A 22,773-nucleotide genomic window follows, 5' to 3' on the forward strand; every position below is an offset into this window, starting at 1 on the left:
CTGCGTTCTGCTCAAATACCTTTTCAATCAGCCTGTCGATTTCTGCTATCCGCTTTTGTACCATTCTCCATCGCTTTCTGAAGCTGTTGGTATTCCTTCTGCCGCATGGCGTTGTTTTTCTTTGCCAGCAGATACAGGAATACCGGCTCATAACAGCGTACAAAATCGGATAAGTCGCTGACAGCTTCCAGCACAAGCCTTTCAAGGACAATATCACGGATATAGTGCATAGCACAATTTCCTCTGCCGGATTTATATTGGGAACAGCGGAAATGTTCTTGTTTCCGTTTCATGCTCTTGGCGGCGACAAAGTGCATTTTCGATTTGCAGTCGTAGCAGTAGAGCAGTCCTGAGAAAAGGATTGTCCTGCCTGTTTTTGTCGGCCTGCGCTTGTGTTTCCGAAGCTCCTGCACTCTCAGCCATTGTTCTTCGGGGATGATGGCTTCCTGCATGTCGGGTATGATTTGGTAGTCTTCCTCGCTGTGCTGGATTCTCTTATGGACTTTGTAACTGACGGTAGTGCTTTTGAAATTGACGGCGCAGCCGGTGTACTGCCTGTTTTCAAGGATATAGCCAACGGTCGCCTGTTCCCACCCATAAGGGTTTTTGGGGACTTTCTGCGCATGTTTCCTGCCGATGGATTCAAAATAGACGGCGGGGGAGAGTATCTGTTCTTCCTCAAGCTGCCTTGCAATCTGCATCGGGCCTTTCCCTGCAAGGCAAAGGGCAAAAATCTTCCTTACGGTTTGCGCCGCCGGTTCGTCGATTACCCATTGTTTTGGGTTATCTTCCGATTTTCTGTACCCATAGGGCACGATAGAAGCGATACGTTCGCCGTGTTCCGCTTTGGACTGCCACACTGCACGGATTTTCTTAGAGGTCTGCGCCGCATACCATTCGTTGAAAATATTGTGGAAGGGCATCATCTCCACGCCGTCGCCGGTCAGAGTGTCCACACGCTCCTGTATGGCGATAAAGCGGATGCCGTGGGAAGGGTACACCACCTGCGTAAGCCTGCCCATTTCCACCTGCTCATGCCCGAAGCGGGAAAGGTCTTTTACGATAATCGTGCTGATTTCACCGTTTTCCGCCGTACGTTCCATACGCATAAAATTTGGTCTTTGGAAGGTCGTCCCCGACACGCCGTCGTCCACAAAGAACATGGTGTTGTTGTATCCCTCTTTGCGGGCGTAATCCTGTAAAATCTGCTTTTGGTTCGTTATGGAATTGGATTCCTCGTCTTTATTATCATCGTCAACCGACAGCCTACAATACAAAGCTGTGATTTTTTCTTCGGTCTGCCCGTTTATTTTCGTTGCTGTTGCCATAATTTTTTGCTCCTTTCTGACAACCGGGCATAGCAAAGGCAGGGTTATCTTACTATATCCAGTTATCTTTTTCCAATGTGCAATATTAAACCAGCTTTTCGGACAGTATCAGTTCTTTAAACTGCTCCAATACGCTTTGGTTTCCTTTCTTGCTGAAATGGGTATTGACTTCGTAGGTCGTGCCGCCAATTTTTAATGAAAACTCGTTTTCACCGCTGAAACGTACTAATTTTCTGTTTTCAATGCGGATTTCGGGACTGCGGGGCAGTACCTCTTGCGATAAATTGATTTTCTCATTTTCATCTATCGGCTCATGCGGCAGCATATAGACTACATTTGGACTGGCTGTAAAGGTTTCTAATTTTTTCATACTGCCACCTTACCTTTCCTCACGGCTTCTGCGGCTTCGTTCCAGTTTTCTGTTGTACTCATAAAGCAGCTTTAGAATCGTGTCCGTCATCTGTTTCTGCGTAAAGTTTTTCGGGAAAAATCCCTTTAAATCCTGTACTTTAAAGCTGATACGTTCGGTCTGGTTGCCTTTTTCCTCCGACATGATTTCATAAATACCGTCCGAAGAAAGAGTATTCTGCTGCGCCTGTTTCTTCATGCGGATGCTTTGTGCGTGGGAGGGTGTGCAGTCATTCAGGCTCATTGCGTCAAGCAGTATTTTCTGCTGTTCTTTGGAGAGGTAGGAGAGTTCCACGGCGGGGCTGAGTGCGACAATGCCCTCGTCAACCTTGTCAAGCAGTTCGGGGATAAGGTAAGTCAGACGGATATAGCGGAATACTTGGTCACGGCTTTCATTCTGTGATTTTCCTATTTCGGCGGCGGTATCTGACTTTGTCGCAGCTTGCGACAAAGTTAAATCCGTTCTCCTGCCCTGTGCTTTCATTGCATCCATTTTCATTTTGTAGGCAAAGGCTTTTTCACTTGGGAGCAGCCTTTCACGGTGCAGGTTGCTGTCTACAACGGCAATCATCGCTTCGTTTCGGTCAAGGGGATAAATTAAGACTGGAACTTCGGAAAGCCCTGCTTTGACGGCGGCGTGTAAACGCCTGTGTCCGCTTATCACTTCATATTCATCTGTGCTTTCAATCGCTCTTACAATCAGTGGGGAGATAATGCCTTGCTGTCTGATACTTTCGATAAGACTGCCCATATCTTCATCATCCAGTACTTTAAAGGGATGTCCCTCAAAGATATGGAGTTTATCTGCTTGGATATTCGCTGCCTTTTTCTTCGGCGGGGTATTGGTTTTAATTTTGCTATTTGTCATCGTGCATACCTTCTTTCCCTATTTTTTGTTATAACGGCAGTTTCCGCCTGCCGTTAGGCTTCAATTACTTCTTTAAGCTTCGGTATTTTTTCAAGGACAGCCTTTGCAAGGGATAATTCTTTCCGCAGAGGTTTTATCTTGGCGGAGATTTCCCTTGCCTGTGCATTTAATTCCTCACTTTTCTTATGGCGGTTGCGGTTGTAAACTGACTGCCGTTCTTTTTCCAAATCGGAAATCTGCCCACGCTTTTCACTGATAAAAGAAACAAGCTCCTGCGGGGAATCAATGTTGTTCCCGCATAGGAACTTGTATTCTTTCAGCGTTTTATCTAATTTTACAATTTCCTGCCGCATGGCGTGGGAGAGCGGACTGCCCTCTGCCAGCCTGTCCCTTTCACGGAATAATGGGCGAAGTTTTCACCACGGCAGATTTCATAGCCCATATCCTTTAAACGGGTTTCAAAGGCTTTGAAGTTGGCGGACTGGGCGAGGGCGGCGTCAATATCCGCTTTCAAAATCTTCCGATGTGACAGCCCGCCGTTTTGTTTCTGCCAATATTCTTTTTTGCTCCCACCGTAAAACTCTGCGTCTTTCAAGATGCTTTTCCCGTGTTCCAAACATACGGCATCGGAGATTTCCCGTAGGCGGTAGTGGTCGGAGATGTGGTTTTCAAACTTCCTGCCCGTCTGAAAGGATACAGAGTTTACAACAAAATGATTATGGACATTATCTGTATTAAGGTGTGTGGTAACAACAACTTCATACTCGTTTCCCCACATCCGTCTTGCGGTTTCCAGTCCGATTTTGTGCGCTTCTTCAGGCGTGGCTTCGCCGGCCTGAAAGCTCTGATAACCGTGGTATGCCACATTGCCGCCTGTTTTCCCGAAGCGTTTTTTCGTTGCCGTCATACGCTCATACGCACGCTTTGCGTTGCAGTTGACGCCGCTGACATACATACGCTCGTCGGTCTTTTTGTCATTGGAAACATATCGCAGGGCGGCGTATAAATCGCTGTCCACATACTTTTTATCTATGGTTTTGTCGGGATTTTTGGCATAGTCAATCACTTCCTTCAGCCTGTCTTTGACAGGCCAGAAGCCGGTAGTCGCCATTTATACCACCAGCCTTTCACGTTTTGGCAGTATCAGTTCTTCGGTAATGCGGTCAATGAGTCTGCTTATTTTTTCTTCCGTATCCGTCGTGATTTTGCCCTCGACAGCGACGCAGAGTTCATCCAGCTTATCATTAAAAGAGAAAAATACTTCGGGCAGGACGGCTCTTGGCATAAACCCCAAAGCACGCTGGCGGAGATACTCTGACACGGAAAGCCCGCACCTTTTGGCGTTCTGCTCAATGATAGTTTTCTCTTGTTCGCTCACACGGATAAATAAATTTTTGTTCTTGGCTTCATTCATAACATCAGTCCTTTCTTGGATTTTTGAGGGGATTGGGGGATTCCCCAAAGGGCAATCGGCTCTTAAAGCCGGTTGGGGCGGAAACTGTCGATACAGTTTCCCTGCTTGCTGCGGTATGCGACACCCTTTCTGCCGCATACGGTCTGTTGTTTTCCGCCGGTCTGTCTGAATGTCGTTTTTCTGTCCCTGCCCCCGTCTCAGGCGGCGTTGTTTCGCTTACTCTCCGAAAAAAAGAGGTTATCGCAAAATCATATCCCATCCAGCCGGTCATTTAGTTGTAACCGGCATTTGGGCAGCAAAAAAGCCGGCACATCAATGTGTGCCGACCAATACAAAAGGATAGACTTATCCCTTGCGGTTTTGGTTTCACAATGATGTAACCGGCTTTGAGATTCAAAGTCGAAACTGTCTGTTACGCTTATCTGTTGCCGACAGTTCGAAGCAGTTTCAAAAGCGGCGGTATCTACTGTTCGCATACCGCAGGCGTGTACGGCGTAAAGCTGTACTCCAAAATTCTGTGAGGATATGTAATTGGTTGTGGTTCTCATAAAAGAGTATTTTATTATACTGAATGAAATAAGTGTTTGTCAATACTTTCCAAAAAGTTTTTGGATATTTTTTCGGAAGGTGGGAATACTATTTAATTTCAAATAAAATCATGTTCGTTTATCTTTGGATAAAAGAGCAGAGCCGACAGGCTGTGATTGCTCACAAGCCTGCCAACTCTGCGTATTATGTGTCTGGCTTTTTGGTGATATGTTGTCCGCCCGATAAATGGGAGATTATAGCAAATATCCCATAGCGATGAAAAGATAGCTATACAAGCATTTTCTATTTAATCTTAAATACATTACTCCACTAAGAACAGAAAATATCATAGTAGAAATTCCGTTCCATATTTCTAGTCCTACTCCTCTTGATACGAAATGAAAAGCCCCCATGTCATAGCTAAAATAATACCACCAAAAGGAATTGGACTTTCTTTTTGCAACAAGGATTCAATTGCTTTTTGCCCGTATATTATGATTAGAATGACAAGCATTACTTCAAATATATAGTATAAATATTGCGCGCAAAATTGGAATATGGTTTTACCCTGTGCTTCTCCGACAAGCTTTAATGTATGCCAATCAATGAAAGTCATAATTTTGCAACCAATGAAACAAGCAAGCGTTACGATCCAACTTTTCGAGGAAATCTTATCCCTTTTGCTTCCCCTTTCTGGAAAATGATAATGCTTCCTTGAAAAAAGCAGGAGAACGCCAATGAAAAACGCCCACATAAAAACCATTATGATACAATGAATACTTCTTTGCTGCATTATATAATTCTGTATGTCTACATGCAGAATTATAACTTCAATTATGAATATTGACAGATATTCAAGCATAAATGCTGCAAATGAGAGCAGGCTCAGTCATAAATATCTTGTCCATTTTACTTCTTTAACCATTATCCTCTCCTTATGAAATTCCGATTTCTTTTTATTCTTGACTTCTCGACAAACAGGAATTTGAAATCCCCGAAATCATAGGCATCCGCCAGTGATTATAGGGCTTTTATGAAATCCTCTGAAGCCTTTGAAAACAAAGGATTTTTCGCAATCTGCTCACCGAATCCCTTTATTAAACGTTACACCATTTCAACGACGCCCGCGCAGCTCATAAGGGCAAAAGCAAGGGCAAGAAAATCCCATAACAGGATATAACAAGGTGTGGCGATCGGGAGCCTGTGACATATGTGCGAATACATCAACGGAGTTATTATATAGGAGGATTTCACAATGGAAAAGACCATTTATGACGAAAACAACGGATTGTGGTACGAACTGCGGGGCGACTATTATTTCCCCTGTCTGACAGTACCGGCTCAAGAGCAAAGACCTATCGGTATTTGGGGCCGGCGGCACCTGCAATACATCAAAACAGAGCGCAAAACCCTGTACACGAAACTGCTGACCAGCGGCAGGCTGAATACCTACCTTGACGACATCAACGAGCAGGCGACGGAGCAAATGCTCCTGCTGATAAAACAGATGGCAGAGCGTGAGGGCGTCACCGAACAGCTCAAGGCGCAGGATCAAATGCTGTGGGTGCAACGGATGAACAACATCCGGGACAGGGCAATAGAGATCGTAAATCACAGTCTGATCTACGCATAATGAACCGGGCGGCGGGGAGCAATCCCCGCTGTCCATTTTTGCGATCGAACTGACATTTTTATGGTGACAAATATGTCACTACGTGGTATGATAATGTCACTTCGGAAAGCGAGGGGCAGGATATGAACTTAGGAAAAGAAACAGAAACACTTGAATTCAAGAAGACAACAGGAGAAATGAAAGAGGCGATGATCTCTATTTCATCCATCCTGAATAAGCATGGGATCGGAACGCTCTATTTTGGTGTAAAGCCTAATGGTGACATCTGCGGTCAGGATGTGTCCGAATCCTCGCTCAGAGATGTGTCACGATCCGTATATGAAAGCATACGGCCACAGATCTATCCTGCCATTGAGGAAGTCGTTCTGGACGGAAAACATTTGATTAAGGTAGAATTCAACGGTAATAATACACCGTATTCCGCCGCTGGAAGGTATTATCTTCGGACCTCCGACGAGGCTCGAGAGGTGACGCCAGAAGAACTGAAAAACTTCTTCGTTTCAAACGAATACCGTGAAAAGTGGGAAAAATCTCCCTCTACCGCATCGGCGAAACAGGTCGATAAGAATACTGTCAAATCGTTTTGGCAAAAAGCCGTTTCCTTCGGAAGAATACCTGAGGGAAGATATACTTGCCCGGTCATCCTGAAGCGGTATGGGCTTGTCAATGGCGACAACCTCAACAATGCGGGTGAGTACCTTTTCGGAAGCACGCATCTCGTCACGCTGAAAGCCGCCATATTTGCGACGGACGAAAAGCTCACTTTCCTTGATATGAAGCTGTTTGAGGATAACATCTATAATCTTCTCGGAATGGCTGAGGATTACATACTGAAAAACATCCGGTGGAGAAGCGAAATCATCGGCACAGAGAGAACTGAGATACCGGAAATCCCCGTGGCGGTCATCAGAGAAGTTTTGACCAACAGCTTTGCCCATGCGGTTTACAATAGCCGCACGAATCACGAGATTTGTATTCATCCCGGAATGATCACCATATACAGACTCGACGAATATGCCAGCAATCACAAGCCGGAAGACTATATGAAGGGCAATTACGAATCCGTGATCCGAAACGCCACGACTGCCAAAATCCTTTATCTCAATAAGTCGATCGAACAGTTCGGAAGTGGTTTTAAGCGTATCAACAGTTTGTGCAAGGATGCCGGAATCCGCTTTTCTTACGAGAGCGATGAGCTTGGCTTCAAGTTCACCCTGTATAGGCCGCAGCGTCAAAGTGACATTCCCAGCGTCACTTTGGATGTCACTTTGAACGGAACAGAAATGGCTGTTCTTGCTATTCTAAAGCAAAAGCCAGATTCTTCACGCGGCGAAATCGCTGACAAGATATCCAAAACGGTCAGAACGGTACAGAGGGCGTTGAATTCCTTAAGAGACAAAGGATATATCCAGCGTGTCGGCTCCAAGCAGGAGCCGAGATGGGAAGTGCTGAAATAATCAATCTTCCAAAGAAAGGTGTTTATAATTATATGAATTACCTAGGCTATATCATTTATCGTGAGCGGCTTCGGCGAAATTGGAGTCAATCGGGGCTGTGCAAAGGAATTTGTACAGTATCGTATCTGTCCAAGATTGAAACCGGCAAAGCAGATCCGTCAGAAGAGGTTTTGCGTCTCCTCCTGGAGCGGCTTGAGTTAAAAAGCGATCAAAGAATTGAGAAAGAAGCTGCTGAATTAGCAATGCAGGGTTGGGAGCTGCTGTTTGACGGTAGGTTTAATCAGCTACGACATCTGCTACATGAAAAGGACATAGAACGCTATCGAGCTGTTCCTGCGTGGCTGGATCTGACGTTGCTTTCTTCCGAAAAGCCGTTGGATACTGCATTGGAAGCATGCATGGATACACGGCAATTAGCCCTGCAACGGATATTACAAGGGCGGGAAATTGAGGCGGTGCAACTCATGCCTAACGCATATACCTACCTGACGCTGGGCATGGCCGACTATAAAGCCGGAAACTACTCATCCGCAGTGGACGCGCTGCAGACTGCTTATGACTTAGCAAGCAGGGAAGGTGCGGTGCGGATCATGCTGGAGGCGAAGCTCTTCCTCGGCAACGCATATTGCAATCGGCAGGATCTTCCCAACATGGAGCGTCAATATCGGGTGGCGCAGCGGCTGGCTGAGGATTTGCAAGATCAGAGAGCCCTTGGGGCCATTGGCTATAACACAGCATCGGCGTGGATTGAGACAGGACGCTATGAGGATGCCTACACATGGTTCTCCCGGCAGGAACAGCCTTCACTGATGTCACTGCACAAGCTGGCGATCTGCTGTGAAAAGACCGGACGGCGGGAGATGGCCCTCAGCACATTGAAACGGGCCGAAGGCATGGATACCGACGAGATGGATCGCTCCCTTGCCATGCAGCTTCTTTCTCTCGTTCGGTATCGCGTGGAGCACCCGGACTATCTCTCACGAGAGGATTATGGCACGCTGCTTTTGGAAAGCTTTACCCGCCTCCGAAGAGAACTGCCCTCTGGCTTTGCAATCTTCCACTTGCCTTGGGTGCTGGAATGGTATAAAGCAACCAGGCAATATAAGAAAGCCTGCGAACTGCTGGAGGAGTTTCCTGAAAAAACATTATAAAGCATAATTTAGCCCGCATATTCAGAGGAACTTTCCCAAATATGCGGGCTATTATTTATCTCACCGAACTGCTACACTATTTGCAGAGGTGATACATATGAAAGAAGCGAAACTATGGACGCGGAACTTCCGCTTAGTGATTCTTGCATCAGCTATTGGCACAGTTGGCGCAATCGTAGGCGGTTTTGCATTAGCGTTCTTGGTGTTTGATGAAACTGGCAGTACATTGGCCTCGGCTCTGATTGTAGCAATCCAGCTCCTTCCACATCTTTTACTCCCGGTTTTGATTGCGCCGTTCATGGACCGGCTACCCCGCAAATCATTTCTGGTAGCAGGCGATATCGCAAACGCTGTATTGCTGGCCGGAATGGGTCTGTGGCTGCTATTTTTTAATTTTTCCTATGTAGGTTATCTTGCGGTGTCTTTGCTGCTGGCTTGCATTGGCGCGGTGGATGAGTTGGCATTCACCAGCATCTATCCGGAACTGATTCCGGAAGGCGCAGAGCAAAAAGGCTACGCGGTGTCCTCCATGCTCTATCCGGTTTTGAAGGTCATCATGGCGCCGTTGGCTGCTGTTCTTCTGGACACGCTCGGCGTCGCATGGATTTTGATCGCTCAAAGTGGTCTCTCTTTTGCAGCAGCCATCACAGAGAGCTTTATCCATCTGGACGAAACAGAACGACAACACCGTACACCATACTCTCTACAGGCTTGGGCTGGTGATATACGGGAGGCAGTGCAGTACTTAAAGGAGGAGCGTGGTCTTCGCAGTATCTACGAATATATGGCAGTTACAAACGGTGTTGCCAGTGGTTTTTCACCCATTTTGGTGGCGTTCTTTCGCACTTTTCCGGGTTTCACTGCCGCTATGTACTCAGCATTTTCCGTGGTAGAATTCGCCGGACGGACAATTGGCAGTGCGCTGCAATACCGAATCAAGATCCCTGATAAGAAGAAGTACGGCCTCGTGTTTTTTGTCTATCAGGTTTATGAATCTATGGACATGTGCCTGCTTTGGCTGCCCTATCCGCTGATGCTGGTCAACCGTGGGATCTGTGGATTCCTCGGGAGCAACAGCGCAATTCTGCGAAGCGCAGCTGTGCAGCGCTATATTCCCGAAAAACTTCGGTCTCGTATCAATGCTTTTGACGACGTACTGATCACCGCCGGAGCCAGCGTTTTTTCCCTGATGATGGGCTTTCTTGGGGAAATTCTCGACTATCGGTGGTGTGTCACGATCGGCGGTGCCATCGCCATGCTTGCCAGTTGGCTTTTGATCTGGGGCAGGCGTAAGGACGTGCGCAGGGTGTATGAAACGGGCGATGACGAGATGACACAATAATTTATACCGGCTCTTACAGATTCTTACAAATAGATTTGGTGGTTTTCACCTTTTATGCTTTCTATGTATGCACCGCAGGGCTTCCTGCGGTGTATTTTTCTATCTTAGCGGCCTCTGTCATAGTCATAGCTGCGGTGCCGGGACTCCGCCGCCGCTCGGCATTCCGGCGCTTGGCTTCCGCCTCCAAATCCCGGAGCTTCTTTCGGATACTCTCTCTTTCGGGCGGTTTTGCTGAGGCTTGGTTTTACCTTTGCCATTGACCGCCTGCTCTCATGCGGCCAGATCACGATTGTACTGTTCCACGAGGGCCGTAGCGGCGTCATACGTCCGCTTGAATGCCTGCACGTCGGGATAGCCGTCCTCTTTGAGAATGTTGGGCAGCCGGTTCATCCGGCGGTCGATCTCCTGTTTTAAGCTTGCAATCTTTTCCTGCAGGGCCTTGCGCTCTTTGCCTTTGAACAGGCCGGTCGTTTCGGCAAGCTGCTTTTCCAGCTTTGGCAGCTCTCCGTGCATGAGCTGCTTCACCGCCCTGGCCTCGTCCTGTACCTTGACCATCAGTTTCTGCATCTTGCGGTACTCTGCCATATCAACGGACAGCGTAGGCTTGGGAGGGACCTCCGTCTCCCGGATCAATCCCATCAGGATTTCCTTTGCCTTTTGGATGATCCCACGGAACAGTCCCGGCAGCCAGCCGTGCTTCTGAATGGAGCGTGTTGCTTCGTCGTAGACATGCTCGTTCTTGATCTCAATGATCTTGGACTCCTCGATCCCGGACACCAGCGCCATATCCGCCGTTCTGTTCCAGTCCTGCCGTGCAGTGTTGTCCGCCTCGATCTCCGCCGCCTTCGGGTTGTTCTTCCCGATTTTCTTTGTCGGGAGGTAGACGCTGTTCGGGTCAAAGACCTTCAAGCGCCGCTCCGGGTCGTGAATGTGCCGGTTAATCAAAGTGGTGTAGAAGCGCTTGGTTTCTTCCAGAAAAAGCTCATTCTTGAATGCGTCGTCCTTCACTGAATATTATCCCCCTTGGGAGCCACCAGTTTCCCGCTTCAGAGCCACCCGGAAATGGTATTTTCCACCTTCAGAGCCACCACAACATATTGTGGCAGCACACATATTTGATTTCACTATAAATCTCCTTATAGTTATTCTTGGAGAACTGCTGATGCAGTATCACCAAATAATCTATAGGGAGGTCTTTTTATGTTTAAGAAGACAAAAGTCAGAAGTATTCTGGAACTTCTGGGAAAAAATCTAAGCGCAAGGGAGGTGTCAAAAGTTTTAGGTGTATCAAGAAATAACGTCGCTGAAGTACAGGCGTTATTCTTACAATCGGACAAATCATGGGATGATATTTCTGAATGGGGTGACGACAGGCTTTATGAACTGTTCTATCCGGATAAGTTTAAATATAAACCCAGATATGCTCCGGTTGATTATTCTTACGTCCATAGAGAGCATTCCTGTAATTCAGAAATAACGCCAATTGAATAAAAAGAAACCTCTGATGTATGATTAGAGTGTTCATCTTGGCCGGATGAATAAAAACACTTAAATCAACGGAGGTTTCTAATAATGAATTTAACACAAAATGACAGACTTATGCAAGTAACATCTGACACATTGATCGTAGGAGTTGATGTCGGATCACAGACTCACTTCTGCAGGGCATTTGACTGGAGGGGATTTGAACTATCCCGCAGGGTATTTAAGTTCAGTAACACCGGAATGGGGTTTCTCACTTTCCTCAGATGGACAGAGGAACTCATGAATAAAACCGGAATGAAAAAGGTCATTGTTGGCTGTGAGCCTACCGGATGCTACTGGCTTACGTTCCAGAAATTCCTGCTGGATCATGATATCCAGCTTGTGACAGTCAATCCGTATACGGTAAACAGGAGCATGGAACTGGATGACAACAGTCCTGAAAAGAGTGACCTGAAAGATCCCAAGACGATCGCGTTGCTTGTGAAAGACGGAAGATTTTCAACATCGTATCTGCCGGGCGGGATTTATGCCGAGATCAGGGAGGCTTCTGTTTGCAGAGACCAGATCATGAAACAGCATGTGCGTCTGTCAAACCAGATACAGGGATGGCTCCAGAAGTTCTTTCCGGAGTATTTTGAGTGTTATGCCGATTGGAATTCCACTAGTGGACTTATGCTTCTTAAGGAGGCGCCACTTCCAGAGGATATCTTAAAAATTGGAGCAGGCGGAATCAATCAGATATGGCGAGATGCAAAAGTGCGTGCGGCAGGAATAAAGAGGGCACAGACTCTGGTAGAAGTTGCACAGAACAGTGTAGGGCTGGAAGCCGGAGAGGCGGCAAGGCTTGAGATATGGATCCTTGTGAATGACTATCTTACTAAGACAGACCAGCTAAAGAGACTGGATGGATATCTGGAAGAAAAAGTAAAGGAAGTGCCAAATGTGGAGATTATGAAAACTGCAAATCGGTTACTTTTCAAAAGATTTTTCATTGCCAAACTCCTTACTTACATTCTCTATAAACTTCAATTTTGATTTGTCTGCGTTGTTAAAAGCCCTGTCATAAGTTCTGGATACACTGTTTATGTCGAAAATACAGTGCCGAGAGCCATAATAGCCGCATTGGTGAAAGCATGTAAAATGATACAGCTCCAGAGGTTTTTATTGGATTTATAGTACATAAATCCAAAAGCGCAGCCAGTAAGGACATGTTCCGTCATAACCATTCTGAGTGAATACATTATGTTTCCGGCAGTATCGTCCCACAGATAATATGCAAACGGGAAATGGTATAGTCCAAACAGAATACCGGTGAGCAGTATGGCAAGGTACGGCTTTTTCAGTGAATCCATCATAGTTCTTTGCAGAATGCCCCTGAAGAAAACTTCTTCCGTAAACGCTGCTGTAAGTATCATCAGGCAAAAAAATACTGGAAGTTTTATTAATATTTGGAGAATATTCGTTATATTAAAATAAAATTCCCCTAAACCAAAGACAAGGATAATAACACCTTGGTATACAGCACAAATCAACAGTATCCTTAGTACAGTTTTTCTGTCAAAATGTTTTAAGCCTGTTTCTTTCAGGGTTTGTATCACTTTCTCTTTTCTGAAAACAGCAATAATCAGGAGTGGAAAGAAAACCAGAAACAGCCAGTTTGATAATTCGCTTATTATATCGACCTGATAGGCACAGCTTATGTAAGACAGCATAAAATAGAATATATACCATGATAAGCCGAGGATGAGTTCTTTTTTATTTTTAGACAAATGTTCTATTTCATCAGATTTCTGTTGTCCTGTTTCGGCCATTTTCTGTTTTCTGAATACAATGGCAATCAACAAGATTAATATTACTGAAAAAAACATAAAAATTACCTCCCAAAATTCGTATCAGGAACTCTTTTCTCACTTATAAATCCCGCATTTGCGACGAGGGAAACGCTTTCATTAGCGTTTCCCTAAATGGAACATATTACTTGGGGGCAGCTTCCTCGTTGAGGGGCTTATAGTTGCTGTCCATGTAGTTCTTTTTCCCGAAGGGAACGTAATTTTCATCCAGTAAAATCAAGTTCCCGTTTCCCAAATCAGGGAACTGTCGCGCAACCTCCTTGAGCACTTCCCATTCATCTTTTGTATTTTCTTTGTTGTCCTCCTCCACCTGTCTTAACGCTTCTTGAACAGACTGCTGATCAGCCGTTCCCCAATAGAGGGGATGGGGCTGGAAGGAAGAATGGTAATCGCCGCCCTCATAGCAGAAAAAACAGGAGCAGGGGATTTTTTCAAATAGAATCTTTTGCGCCCCGTCAAGCTCTTTCACCTCCAGACAGTAGCACCCATTTACGGTTGCCGCGCCATCCCGCGCGGTCATGTTTGCGATTGCCATGATAGTAAGGGGTTCCGTTTTCACGATCATGCCGGGAACCAAAAGCCCCTCCTCGTACATTTCCCGTAAATACTCGTCAGAAAATTTTCCGACAGCCCGCCATAGGAAAAACAATGCAAGAAGGAAACAGATAACGGCGGGAATCCAGCTTTTAAACAAAGAAATTCCTGACATACATAGGAAGCACACGCAGATTATCGCGGAGCTTCGCCGCTTTTTGACGACGGCTTTTATTATTTCATCCTTTTGCCGTATCCGGCTCACATCTGCATGGATGCCGGATTTTACACTTGCCTCAAATTGTGAATAATCGACCATTTTTTTCTCCGTTTCTTACGTTTCTGTAGATTACTAATATTTTTTATAGATATATTCAGTAAAAATCCGATAAAAACAATATACAATCCAGACCACCCAGGTTATTTCCCACTTGTGTGATATTACAGAAATCATCAAATAAAGAACAGCAACAGTAATGGCAATCATCCAATTCGTTATTTTTTTCTTCTTGGTTATTTCATTTGCTGATACTTTTACAACATCTGACAACAGACATTCATATTCGTTATCAATGTTGTTTTCTGTTCTTTCGCCCTTGAATAATTCTGCTATGGAAATCCCCAGGGATGCAGCTAATGGTTCCATAAGAGATACATCTGGAAATCCGATACCCCGTTCCCATTTTGAAACAGCTGCACTTGATACTCCCAATTCATTCGCTAAATCCTGCTGCGTGCGATTTTGTTCTTTCCTGATAGCGGCAATCAGACTGCCTGTTTTTTGAACGTTCAATATTTTCACCTTCTTTCCGATTTCATAATATCACAAGAAACACCATATTCAAGAAACGCTCCGTTGAAATGTTAAACGCTGCATTGGATTTATGCAAAAATAACTTCCCCTTTTACAATCCCCCTTGCACAAGCGCGTATGTTATTTATTCTTCCTGTCCGTTCTGTATTCAAACAAAACAAACTTGAAAGAAACTAAACGCGACAGCAATGAATTTTCTGTTTTTTTGAATCATAATTATCTTAAATATTAAATATTTTACCCATTATTATCTATTGGCCAAATAATTTTATTTTACCCAGTACAACTTCCCATTTGTCGCTCGCCATAACCTCCCGATAACTGTGATTTTTCACGAGTCTTTCGTCTCTGCGTCTTATGCGCCTGGCTCTGTGATGATGTGTTGTTCTGCTCGACAAATGGGAAGTTATCGCTTTCTGATAATCCAATCGTCATCTTGAGTTTTCCTTTCTGCAAAGTAACCGCAAGGCATATCCTTTAAGGTACTAACAGAGTTATCTAAATCAAAAACCCATTTTAAAGATACTAACTTTGCTTCATCTGTTTCGTGTGTTTCTCCGCATAGAAATTGCCACATTCCGTCATCTTCATCATGTGATACATATAGAATAGGTGCCTGACGCTTCAATATATGACAACAGATAATCGTAGCAGTATCGGGTGAATCATAAAAAGGAAATTCCATGTCTGTTACTCCTTTCAAATCTTGATTTTTCAGTATGTCAAACTGGAAGTTGTTTCTTTGTACATTCGCTATTTTATCATATTAGGAATGTATTTTGATGGTTTTGCAATAAATAACAAATATATTCCGCATATCAGTTTAACCATCACATCTGCAATGCAAATAACTGAAACTGGTATGCCCGGAAAAATATAGCCCATTGTTACGATAACCATACATACAATCCCCAACACTACCATACTCCAACCATGTACAAAAAACCACAAGAAGAAATGTATTGATGTTGCCATCAGTACACCAAGCCATATCTGCCTCCAATGCCATCCGGGGATAAACGGGCCAGCAATACAAAACATTAATATGAACAACGTAGCAATCGAAAAATAAATTATCTTTATCTGCTTTTTAGAAATATCTCCTTGAGAAAGTTTTTCTCTCACTTTTTTGTTTACATTGACTCCAAAAAAGCAGGCATAATAACCTATCAGAAACACAAACGGATTAACAAAAAATTCACCGCCACAAATGACAGCTACTATTAGTACAATTCCAATAAGAATCAACCATAAACCACATTGTTTTTTGTGGTTAAATTCCAATATTTCTTTCATTTCGTTCCTCCTGTAAATTTCGATTTTCCAGTCTAACTTCTTTTTCCAATTATACATGAAAACATGGGATTTTTCAATTCTCAAACTGTCTTTCTATCTTACTGTCTTTGCTTAGGTTTGAATGGGACTGCCGCTTATTACGGAAACGCTGTCATTCACCTATGAATAAATTATATCATTTTCAACAACTTCCCTTACACACGCCAAAATGTTATTCATCTTTTGAATCCATAAGAATTGGTTTTCGGATTTCAACTGTTCTGTCACGCCCTGCCTGTCGGAATATTTCGTTGCCAGCCGAAAAAACATATCTACTGCCAGTGCGTCTACACTTGCAAGATATTCATTCAGCCTGCCGCTGGTAAAGAGGTTCATATATAAAACCTTATGGTTTTGTTTCAAATACTTTGCATGTCTCTGTCCCCATATGCCGATATGCTTTTCTTTTTCGGCAGGTAAGGCGAGTGCAGGCAAATAATAATCGCCAACCCTTGTATATGTCCCGCCCATCTATTCAAACAATGTCTTTTCCATAGTATTAATCCTCCATAATTTTATTTTTGGGTTAGTTGTTGACTGCTTTGATATGCACATTATCAACCGCTAAGTGCTGCTTTGAATTTTGCATTACTTTTCCGCATTGTGGCAAAAGAAATTACATTTTACGAATATGTGATTATATTTTTATATAGAGTAAGCCAGCGTGAAAAGCATTCCTACTTTTACGCTGGCTTTTGCCTTTGCTATCGCCCATAAGCTGTATTCCAATTATGTTTTCAAATTATCTCCTTATGTGGTGACAGCCTTTGCGGTTTTTCTTTTGTCGTTTTTTGTTAGAACATGCCGCAGGGCTGTTTTTAACGTGGGATGCTGTTCTCCGCCCGTCAATCTGGATTTTCAAAAAAATTCAGATTGATTGGAGGAAATTACAATGCTTGAAAAGCATCCAAACCGAAAAAAGGACAAGTATAATCCGTACACTTTGACGATAACCGAGGGGCATTATTACCTCTCTTTTAAAGACGGGCGTGGAAAGCAGCAGAATATTGAGATTGACGAAATGCTGTACCAGACGTTTGACAGATTCGAGCTTGAGGACATATCCCATCTGAACAGGGTGAGCAGGCACATTGAACACTCCGAGCTGACCGATGAAACGCTGAATGACAGAGCTTTTTATAAATATTGTTTCAGAGAGCATCGAATACGAGCAGATACATAGGGTGGTTTCCGAACTATAATGCCGCAATTAAATTAGCCGATGCTAATTGAATATAAATATAATAAGGTTTTTCTGTAATTATCATAGCCAGAAAATAGATAGGGTTGTCCATCCAATACAGAAAACAACCCTTTATCCGGCTGCGTGGATATGTTATAATCAAACCGAAGAAAGGCGGAAACAGAAGGGAAAATCATAATACTAACGCCACAGCGTGGGAAGAATTACAGATATCGAATGACTTTATCTTTGGGAAAGTCATGCAGGACCCAAAGCTGTGCAAAGAGCTTTTACAGCGGATACTGCCACAGTTAAAGATAGACCATATAGAATATCCAGAAACACAAAAAGCGATACGTCCTGACATAGACGCGAAAAGCGTGCGTTTGGATGTATACGTTGCAGATAGCAACAATAATGTTTACGATATTGAGATGCAAGTCGCTATGTCAAAGGAGATGCCAAAGAGAACAAGATATTATCAGAGCCTTTTGGATATGCAGATGATTGACAAATGCGAATCGTACAAAAAATTAAAACCGAGCTATACTATTTTTATCTGCCCTTTCGACCAGTTCGGCATGGGCAGGCATATCTACACGTTTGAGAATACCTGCAGGGAAGATAAGGATATCCTTCTGGAGGACGGAACGACAAAGATATTCCTGAATGCCAAGGGGACGATGGATGATGTCAGCCCCGGACTGAAAGCGTTCTTAGATTATGTAGCTGGGAAGAAACCAGCAGACCCGTTTGTGGATGAATTGGAAGAGGCAGTGGAAAATGCCAGGAAAAACAGAGAATGGAGGCATGAGTATATGACATTGTTAATGCGTGACCAGGAAAATCGGGAAATAGGAGAAAAATATGGAGAAAACAAGATGGCCAAACTGATAATGTTACTAAATGAAGACGGCAGGCTATCTGATATTGTCAGAGTGTCGCAGGATGAAGAATGCCGTCAGGAATTTTATAAGGAATATCATATCAGTTAGAAAACAAAGTCACAGGCAAAGCATTTCAAAATGTTTTGCCTTAAAATTTTCAATATGGATGGTTCACTAAAAAATGGAATGTAGATGGGGCTGAGATTATGACATTGGAAATGCGGTATAGAGAAAAGAGGGAAGAAGAAAAAGAGGCATGACGATATGACTTTGCAGATGAATTATCAGGAAAAATATGAGCAGGGTGTTGGGTAGTGTAAAGTAGCCTATGAAAAACTGGAGTCAAAAAAATAGGCTCCATTAGAACCTTGATAATGGTAGATACGATTGATTTTGGCGTGCCATCAAGGGCAGGTCCCTTAGGGATGGCTAGGTCATTCCCTCTGGCTCGGAATCTAAGAACAGATATGGGCTTCGCCCTGTTGCTGCTTTAAGATTTCCTGCTGGCCGAGGTAGAGCAGGAGTTGCCATTCACCGGGCATATTTCCGGCGCCTTCCAGCGGTTCCACTTTATTCAGCGGTTCCCTGCCGCCGGATTTTTCATGAGGACGCAGAAAGTTATAGTAAGCGACCCAGAGGGAAACGCTGTGTATTGCGCCGCCGTCCGTACCGTAACCGCAGGTGACGCGGTAAGATTCCTTGAAGGTTCGGTTCAGGCGTTCAATCAACTGTTTAAATGGCCGGAATTTTTTGGATACCTCGTCGTCATTGGTAAGGCCGTTCGCCTGTGTGATGGATATGTCCCAGCCTTTTTCAATCTTGAACTGCTGGGCGGCAAGCGGGTACGCGCTGTATCCGTCAGCAATGAATTTCAGGGTTCTGCCGGGGAATTCCTTAAATTTATCAAATGCCATACGCATGGTAAGAATGCAAGGCCCCACATCTCTTGAAGTGGAGAACTGATAGCCGAGGATGGAGCGCGTCACTTTATTCATGATGAGCCAGACATATGCTTTGACCCCTTTGATTTTGATGTAAGTTTCATCAGCGGCAAGTTCGTTGGAAGGATTGTAGTCATAGGAATCGACAAAGGGACGGATGATGACAGCGGCTGTTTTGGCATAGTTGTTGACCATGGTATGTGAGATGTCAATGCCATGGATTTCTTTCAGGGCCTGTACGGTCTGCCGCAGGGAGAGCTTTAAGTTTACCCGATAGGTAAGGCACAGCCCCATGATATAGGCGTTGTTTTTCTTATACCGGAAGGAGGTTGCCCACTTTGGGAGCTGGTTCAGTTCCATATCAAAAAAGTTTACGGAAAATTCGCGGTAAAGGCACCGCAGTTTGTATTTCCAGTATTCGGATTGTGGAAGCCCTTTGGGGAGCTTTCGGAGATTCCACTGATAGTAAGTGCAGTTGTCGTTGACACACTTATGGATACGGAAATGTTTCCGGTCTTTGACGGGCTGGAATGCATGGCCGCAATAAGGGCGCTGTAGTTTTAACTGGGAGGTTACTTTTTCAACATTGACGAAGGTTTGCCCGCAGACCTTGCGCTTAAATTGCCCGCGGCCGCCGGAGTTGTCATAGAGGCAGTCATGAGGGGCGCCGCAGAGAGGGCAGACGGTGTCAGAGGGAACGTTACGGTGCTTGCCTTTATGAGGATTGACGGGCTTAACGGCTTTGCCGTAGCGGAGGCGGCAGTATTCGTTCCAGAGCTGCCAGTCCTGTTTGATAAAAGGTTTGATGACAGGGAGTTTGTCTGTGAGGAACTTTTTGTATTTAGGGCTATGGAGTTCCTCATGTGCCCACTGCTTGAGAGGGATGTATCTGCAGATAAAAAGAACAAGCCAGCAGATTTGCAGATATTGTTCTTGAATGATTTTAAATAAATATAGTATAATGTTATCCATAAAGCAATGATTTACCTTTCGTATTTTGTTTGTGTGGGAACTACATGATACACGAAAAAAGGGGGTCATTTTTTTTTATTTGCAAAAAGTGGTGTAATCCTTGAAAATGAAGGGTTTTAATTGAGAATAGAGCTGTAAAACTTTACAGTACCGGGTGTTGGGCAGTGTCAAGTAATCTATGAAAAAACTTAGTCTAAAAAATAGGCTTAAAGAAACCTTGAAAATTGCAGATATTGGTGGTTTTAAGACCTTTGGGCGTTGCCCCAAACCCCACGAGGGACTCGTCCCTTGACCCATTAGCGGGCTTTGCCCGCACCCGTCCTCGCCGGATGGCAGGAAAAGGGCGCAGTCGCCCCTTTTCTGCTGGCCAGGATTATCCGTGAGCCTTATGTCGATAGACTTTCGCGGCATATCCTCACAGTCAGCGCAGCCGCCTGCTGCGGTATTCCACGGTTCTATTGACAACAGCTCCGCTCCGTCTGTGCAGTACCGTTTTTCTGCATATTCAGGATGGTCTGCTGCCCGAGGAAGATGAGCATCTGCCATTTGCTGGGCATGTTGTCAGCGCCTTGTAGCATCTCCACTTTGTTGAGAACATTGTATTTATTGTGTTTATGAGGGCGCAGGAAGTTATATTACTTTAGCGGTTAAAACTTGATGTTTTCTCTATTCATTAGCATGGTTTTCGGATATAATAAAAGTATGGAAAAAATCAATTTACTAAAAGTCCCCCAGAGACCAGGAAAATCATGAAATAACAAGCGATAGGACTTTAAAAAAGGCATGTAAAGCATAAAGAAATTGCGGAAACGCTCAATATCTCAATTCAGACAGTGGATAGAATATCAAGCGTGTATAAAAAGGAGGGCGCGAAATGTCTGAAGGAGAAAAAGCGTGGCCGTAAATTAGGCGAAAAACGCCAACTTACGCCTGCACAGGAAAAAGAGATCCGAAACATCCTTATTGACAAAATGCCTGACCAGAGGAAACTGAGCTTTATGTTGTGGACACGTGCCGCTGTACGCCAGTTAATTCAGGAAAAATATAATATAGCCATTACGCTTCGGAATATGAGCGAATACCTGAAACGGTGGGGGTGACCTGCCAATGCCCAACGAAAAAGGCGTATTTCCAGGATAATGTGAAGATGAACGCATTTATGCATGAAACATATCCTGCCATTGTAAAACAGGCAAAAAAAGAAGATGCCGTAATTTTTTGGGGAGATGAGACTGGAATAAATAATCAGGCGTACCATGTCAAAGGATTTGCGCCAAAGGGACAGACTTTCTCCAAAATGGAAAAGAACAATATGATTTCAGCCATCAGCAATCAGGGAACCTGCCATTTTCTCCGCTATGATGCGAACATGACTCAGCAACGATTTATAGACTTTATGGGACGGCTTGAAAAAGACACGGACAGGAAAGTCTTATTTATCGTTGACAATCTTAAAGTCCATCATGGAAAAATTGTTGCAGAATGGTTGTTAGAGCATAAGGATGAAATAGAATTATTTTACACTTCACCTTATTCCCCTGAAATCAATCCAGATGAATATTTGAACCATAACCTGAAGCAGAACATACACAGCGGGATTATTCCGCACGCAATATATGTTTACTGCATTGTCAGAGGGTGCAGTATTCTGGTGGGAGCGTGACTGCAGCAGCTGATATTTCGGAACGTTTGGTTTTCCATCCAGATTACACATATTCTGATTTTATTGGGCAGATTCTGCCTAATGTTGATGAAGATGGGCAGGTAAGCTATAAGTTTACACCCGGTTCATTTACGAATATTCTTCATGATGCATATAAGAATCCAGAAAAGGAATATATTCTTATCATAGGAGAAATAAATCGTGGCAATGCGCCGGCAATTTTTGGAGAAGTGTTCCAGTTGCCTGATAGAAAAACAGAGATTCGAGAAGTAGATGATGATGGATTGACTTACTATTGATAAATAGTTCTTCAAAAGTTGTATTTTTAATGTATATGGACTGAATTTATTTCCAAATAGCGGTTAGGAACTCTGGAAATTCGTTCAAAAGGGCATACTTACCCCTTGGTTTCGCAACAAGGGAGCTGACAAGATGGTATTTATAATCGGAAATCTGCAAATGCCGTATACACCCCGGCAAATGCATACCTCCATGTGTTGCTTCCGCCAGGGCCTAACATCAGCTGTCTGGCATGTTCTGTAACGTGGCTTGTCATAATGATCATGTTACCAATCACCGTGCGCAGTCTCCTGCGTCTGACCTTATGCCTTGTCTCTGTGCCCTTCCTGCCGATGCTTTCCTGTCCGATCATCCGAAGGAGGTTATAGGCCAGGATTGCCAGCTCCAATGCCAGTTCATTGGTCTCAAAATTCCCGGATGGCAGCCGCCCCCGATCCATGTCGGTCTTGCTCTCGCTGTGAAACTGCTCGCATTCGTCATGGGCATGGTAGAGCGCAATGACTTCGCGGTCCGTCATTCCAAGGTTTGTCCACCAGATATTGACTTCAATGTCGCCTTCCAGAAGGAACTGGCCATATTTATCAATGGTACGGTTTATGACCTCATAACCGGCACGGACGGTGATGCTTTTTCCATACCATCTGCTGTTTTAAACGAAGGATTCTGTTCCGTATGTTTCC

At 44.3% G+C, this 22,773-nt stretch carries 27 protein-coding genes and 2 pseudogenes; 11 read left to right on the forward strand and 18 right to left on the reverse strand.

Going from position 1 to position 22,773, the window contains the following annotated elements:
- Positions 1-23 precede the first annotated feature (23 nt).
- The 7 genes from E5329_RS10950 to E5329_RS30605 form a co-directional block, all read right to left on the reverse strand.
- Complete coding sequence (locus E5329_RS10950; RefSeq protein WP_135989579.1) at positions 24-1,328, reverse strand: recombinase family protein; 1,305 nt, start codon at positions 1,326-1,328, stop codon at positions 24-26.
- Between the two features lie 85 nt (positions 1,329-1,413).
- A complete protein-coding gene (locus E5329_RS10955) occupies positions 1,414-1,698 on the reverse strand; it encodes a transposon-encoded TnpW family protein (RefSeq protein ID WP_135989580.1) in 285 nt (94 codons plus the stop codon).
- A gap of 9 nt (positions 1,699-1,707) precedes the next feature.
- Positions 1,708-2,604: a ParB/RepB/Spo0J family partition protein gene (locus E5329_RS10960; protein ID WP_135989581.1), complete on the reverse strand. Its 897-nt coding sequence runs from the start codon at positions 2,602-2,604 to the stop codon at positions 1,708-1,710.
- Positions 2,605-2,657: 53 nt separating this feature from the next.
- Positions 2,658-2,957 (reverse strand): hypothetical protein, encoded by a 300-nt coding sequence (locus tag E5329_RS10965; protein WP_135989582.1) that lies wholly within the window; start codon positions 2,955-2,957, stop codon positions 2,658-2,660.
- The gene (locus E5329_RS10970; RefSeq protein WP_135989583.1) at positions 2,939-3,715 is read right to left on the reverse strand and encodes a relaxase/mobilization nuclease domain-containing protein; all 777 of its coding nucleotides are present in this window, start codon (positions 3,713-3,715) and stop codon (positions 2,939-2,941) included. The genes E5329_RS10965 and E5329_RS10970 overlap by 19 nt, the downstream gene beginning before the upstream one ends.
- Positions 3,716-4,018: a plasmid mobilization protein gene (locus E5329_RS10975; RefSeq protein WP_135989584.1), complete on the reverse strand. Its 303-nt coding sequence runs from the start codon at positions 4,016-4,018 to the stop codon at positions 3,716-3,718.
- Positions 4,019-4,925: 907 nt separating this feature from the next.
- Entirely contained in the window at positions 4,926-5,162 is a 237-nt protein-coding gene (locus tag E5329_RS30605; RefSeq protein ID WP_275443193.1) for a hypothetical protein, read from the reverse strand.
- Between the two features lie 639 nt (positions 5,163-5,801).
- On the opposite strand from E5329_RS30605, the gene E5329_RS10985 reads away from it, so the two are divergent.
- From E5329_RS10985 to E5329_RS11000, 4 genes are all read left to right on the forward strand, one after another.
- Positions 5,802-6,179 carry a TnpV protein gene (locus tag E5329_RS10985; protein WP_135989585.1) on the forward strand — a complete coding sequence of 126 codons (378 nt, stop codon included), beginning with the start codon at positions 5,802-5,804 and terminating at the stop codon, positions 6,177-6,179.
- A gap of 122 nt (positions 6,180-6,301) precedes the next feature.
- Positions 6,302-7,636 carry an RNA-binding domain-containing protein gene (locus tag E5329_RS10990; protein WP_135989586.1) on the forward strand — a complete coding sequence of 445 codons (1,335 nt, stop codon included), beginning with the start codon at positions 6,302-6,304 and terminating at the stop codon, positions 7,634-7,636.
- Complete coding sequence (locus E5329_RS10995) at positions 7,618-8,787, forward strand: helix-turn-helix domain-containing protein (RefSeq protein WP_135989587.1); 1,170 nt, start codon at positions 7,618-7,620, stop codon at positions 8,785-8,787. The genes E5329_RS10990 and E5329_RS10995 overlap by 19 nt, the downstream gene beginning before the upstream one ends.
- A 97-nt stretch (positions 8,788-8,884) precedes the next feature.
- Positions 8,885-10,129 carry an MFS transporter gene (locus E5329_RS11000; protein WP_135989588.1) on the forward strand — a complete coding sequence of 415 codons (1,245 nt, stop codon included), beginning with the start codon at positions 8,885-8,887 and terminating at the stop codon, positions 10,127-10,129.
- A 104-nt stretch (positions 10,130-10,233) separates the two neighbouring features.
- On the opposite strand, the gene E5329_RS29720 is transcribed toward E5329_RS11000, so the two are convergent.
- Positions 10,234-10,386, reverse strand: coding sequence for a hypothetical protein (locus E5329_RS29720; RefSeq protein WP_168356585.1), 153 nt, complete (start codon positions 10,384-10,386; stop codon positions 10,234-10,236).
- Between the two features lie 13 nt (positions 10,387-10,399).
- Positions 10,400-11,137 (reverse strand): hypothetical protein, encoded by a 738-nt coding sequence (locus E5329_RS11005; protein WP_135989589.1) that lies wholly within the window; start codon positions 11,135-11,137, stop codon positions 10,400-10,402.
- A gap of 192 nt (positions 11,138-11,329) precedes the next feature.
- On the opposite strand from E5329_RS11005, the gene E5329_RS11010 reads away from it, so the two are divergent.
- Together E5329_RS11010 and E5329_RS11015 are read left to right on the forward strand one after the other, a co-directional pair.
- Positions 11,330-11,620: a hypothetical protein gene (locus E5329_RS11010; RefSeq protein WP_135989590.1), complete on the forward strand. Its 291-nt coding sequence runs from the start codon at positions 11,330-11,332 to the stop codon at positions 11,618-11,620.
- Between the two features lie 81 nt (positions 11,621-11,701).
- The gene (locus E5329_RS11015) at positions 11,702-12,649 is read left to right on the forward strand and encodes an IS110 family transposase (RefSeq protein WP_135989591.1); all 948 of its coding nucleotides are present in this window, start codon (positions 11,702-11,704) and stop codon (positions 12,647-12,649) included.
- A gap of 47 nt (positions 12,650-12,696) precedes the next feature.
- Here the strand turns inward: E5329_RS11015 and E5329_RS11020 are convergent, their stop codons facing one another.
- From E5329_RS11020 to E5329_RS11045, 6 genes are all read right to left on the reverse strand, one after another.
- Complete coding sequence (locus E5329_RS11020; protein ID WP_135989592.1) at positions 12,697-13,482, reverse strand: CPBP family intramembrane glutamic endopeptidase; 786 nt, start codon at positions 13,480-13,482, stop codon at positions 12,697-12,699.
- A 106-nt stretch (positions 13,483-13,588) separates the two neighbouring features.
- Complete coding sequence (locus tag E5329_RS11025; protein WP_135989593.1) at positions 13,589-14,317, reverse strand: DUF3239 domain-containing protein; 729 nt, start codon at positions 14,315-14,317, stop codon at positions 13,589-13,591.
- Between the two features lie 33 nt (positions 14,318-14,350).
- On the reverse strand, positions 14,351-14,800 hold the full coding sequence (locus E5329_RS11030; RefSeq protein ID WP_275443194.1) for a helix-turn-helix domain-containing protein: 450 nt from the start codon (positions 14,798-14,800) through the stop codon (positions 14,351-14,353).
- Positions 14,801-15,218: 418 nt separating this feature from the next.
- Positions 15,219-15,497 (reverse strand): hypothetical protein, encoded by a 279-nt coding sequence (locus tag E5329_RS11035; RefSeq protein ID WP_135989594.1) that lies wholly within the window; start codon positions 15,495-15,497, stop codon positions 15,219-15,221.
- A gap of 68 nt (positions 15,498-15,565) precedes the next feature.
- Positions 15,566-16,108, reverse strand: a complete 543-nt coding sequence (locus E5329_RS11040; protein ID WP_135989595.1) for a DUF6609 family protein — start codon at positions 16,106-16,108, stop codon at positions 15,566-15,568.
- 159 nt (positions 16,109-16,267) lie between these two features.
- Positions 16,268-16,618 (reverse strand): TnpV protein, encoded by a 351-nt coding sequence (locus tag E5329_RS11045; RefSeq protein WP_135989596.1) that lies wholly within the window; start codon positions 16,616-16,618, stop codon positions 16,268-16,270.
- Positions 16,619-17,039: 421 nt separating this feature from the next.
- Between E5329_RS11045 and E5329_RS11050 the strand changes: the two genes are divergently transcribed.
- Entirely contained in the window at positions 17,040-17,330 is a 291-nt protein-coding gene (locus E5329_RS11050) for a hypothetical protein (RefSeq protein ID WP_275443195.1), read from the forward strand.
- Positions 17,331-17,575: 245 nt separating this feature from the next.
- Entirely contained in the window at positions 17,576-18,325 is a 750-nt protein-coding gene (locus tag E5329_RS11055) for an Rpn family recombination-promoting nuclease/putative transposase (protein ID WP_275443205.1), read from the forward strand.
- A gap of 347 nt (positions 18,326-18,672) precedes the next feature.
- Here E5329_RS11055 and E5329_RS32825 read toward each other — a convergent pair whose 3' ends face one another.
- Positions 18,673-20,130, reverse strand: a complete 1,458-nt coding sequence (locus E5329_RS32825) for a DDE-type integrase/transposase/recombinase (protein ID WP_135989597.1) — start codon at positions 20,128-20,130, stop codon at positions 18,673-18,675.
- 455 nt (positions 20,131-20,585) lie between these two features.
- Positions 20,586-20,765: pseudogene (locus E5329_RS32145) on the reverse strand (transposase); the annotation flags it as partial.
- A gap of 363 nt (positions 20,766-21,128) precedes the next feature.
- Here E5329_RS32145 and E5329_RS30610 point away from each other — a divergent pair.
- Genes E5329_RS30610 through E5329_RS11085 form a run of 3 tightly spaced genes read left to right on the forward strand, consistent with a single transcriptional unit; the run spans position 21,129 to position 22,092 of the window.
- The gene (locus E5329_RS30610) at positions 21,129-21,230 is read left to right on the forward strand and encodes a winged helix-turn-helix domain-containing protein (protein WP_275443196.1); all 102 of its coding nucleotides are present in this window, start codon (positions 21,129-21,131) and stop codon (positions 21,228-21,230) included.
- Positions 21,227-21,793 carry a transposase gene (locus E5329_RS11080; protein ID WP_168356586.1) on the forward strand — a complete coding sequence of 189 codons (567 nt, stop codon included), beginning with the start codon at positions 21,227-21,229 and terminating at the stop codon, positions 21,791-21,793. The genes E5329_RS30610 and E5329_RS11080 overlap by 4 nt, the downstream gene beginning before the upstream one ends.
- A complete protein-coding gene (locus E5329_RS11085; protein ID WP_275443197.1) occupies positions 21,790-22,092 on the forward strand; it encodes an AAA family ATPase in 303 nt (100 codons plus the stop codon). Before E5329_RS11080 ends, E5329_RS11085 begins: the two co-directional genes overlap by 4 nt.
- Before the next feature lie 140 nt (positions 22,093-22,232).
- Here the strand turns inward: E5329_RS11085 and E5329_RS11090 are convergent.
- Positions 22,233-22,724, reverse strand: a pseudogene (locus tag E5329_RS11090) (transposase); the annotation flags it as partial.
- Positions 22,725-22,773 lie beyond the last annotated feature (49 nt).

The sequence above is a fragment of the Petralouisia muris genome (assembly GCF_004793545.1).
GTDB lineage: Bacteria > Bacillota > Clostridia > Lachnospirales > Lachnospiraceae > Petralouisia > Petralouisia muris.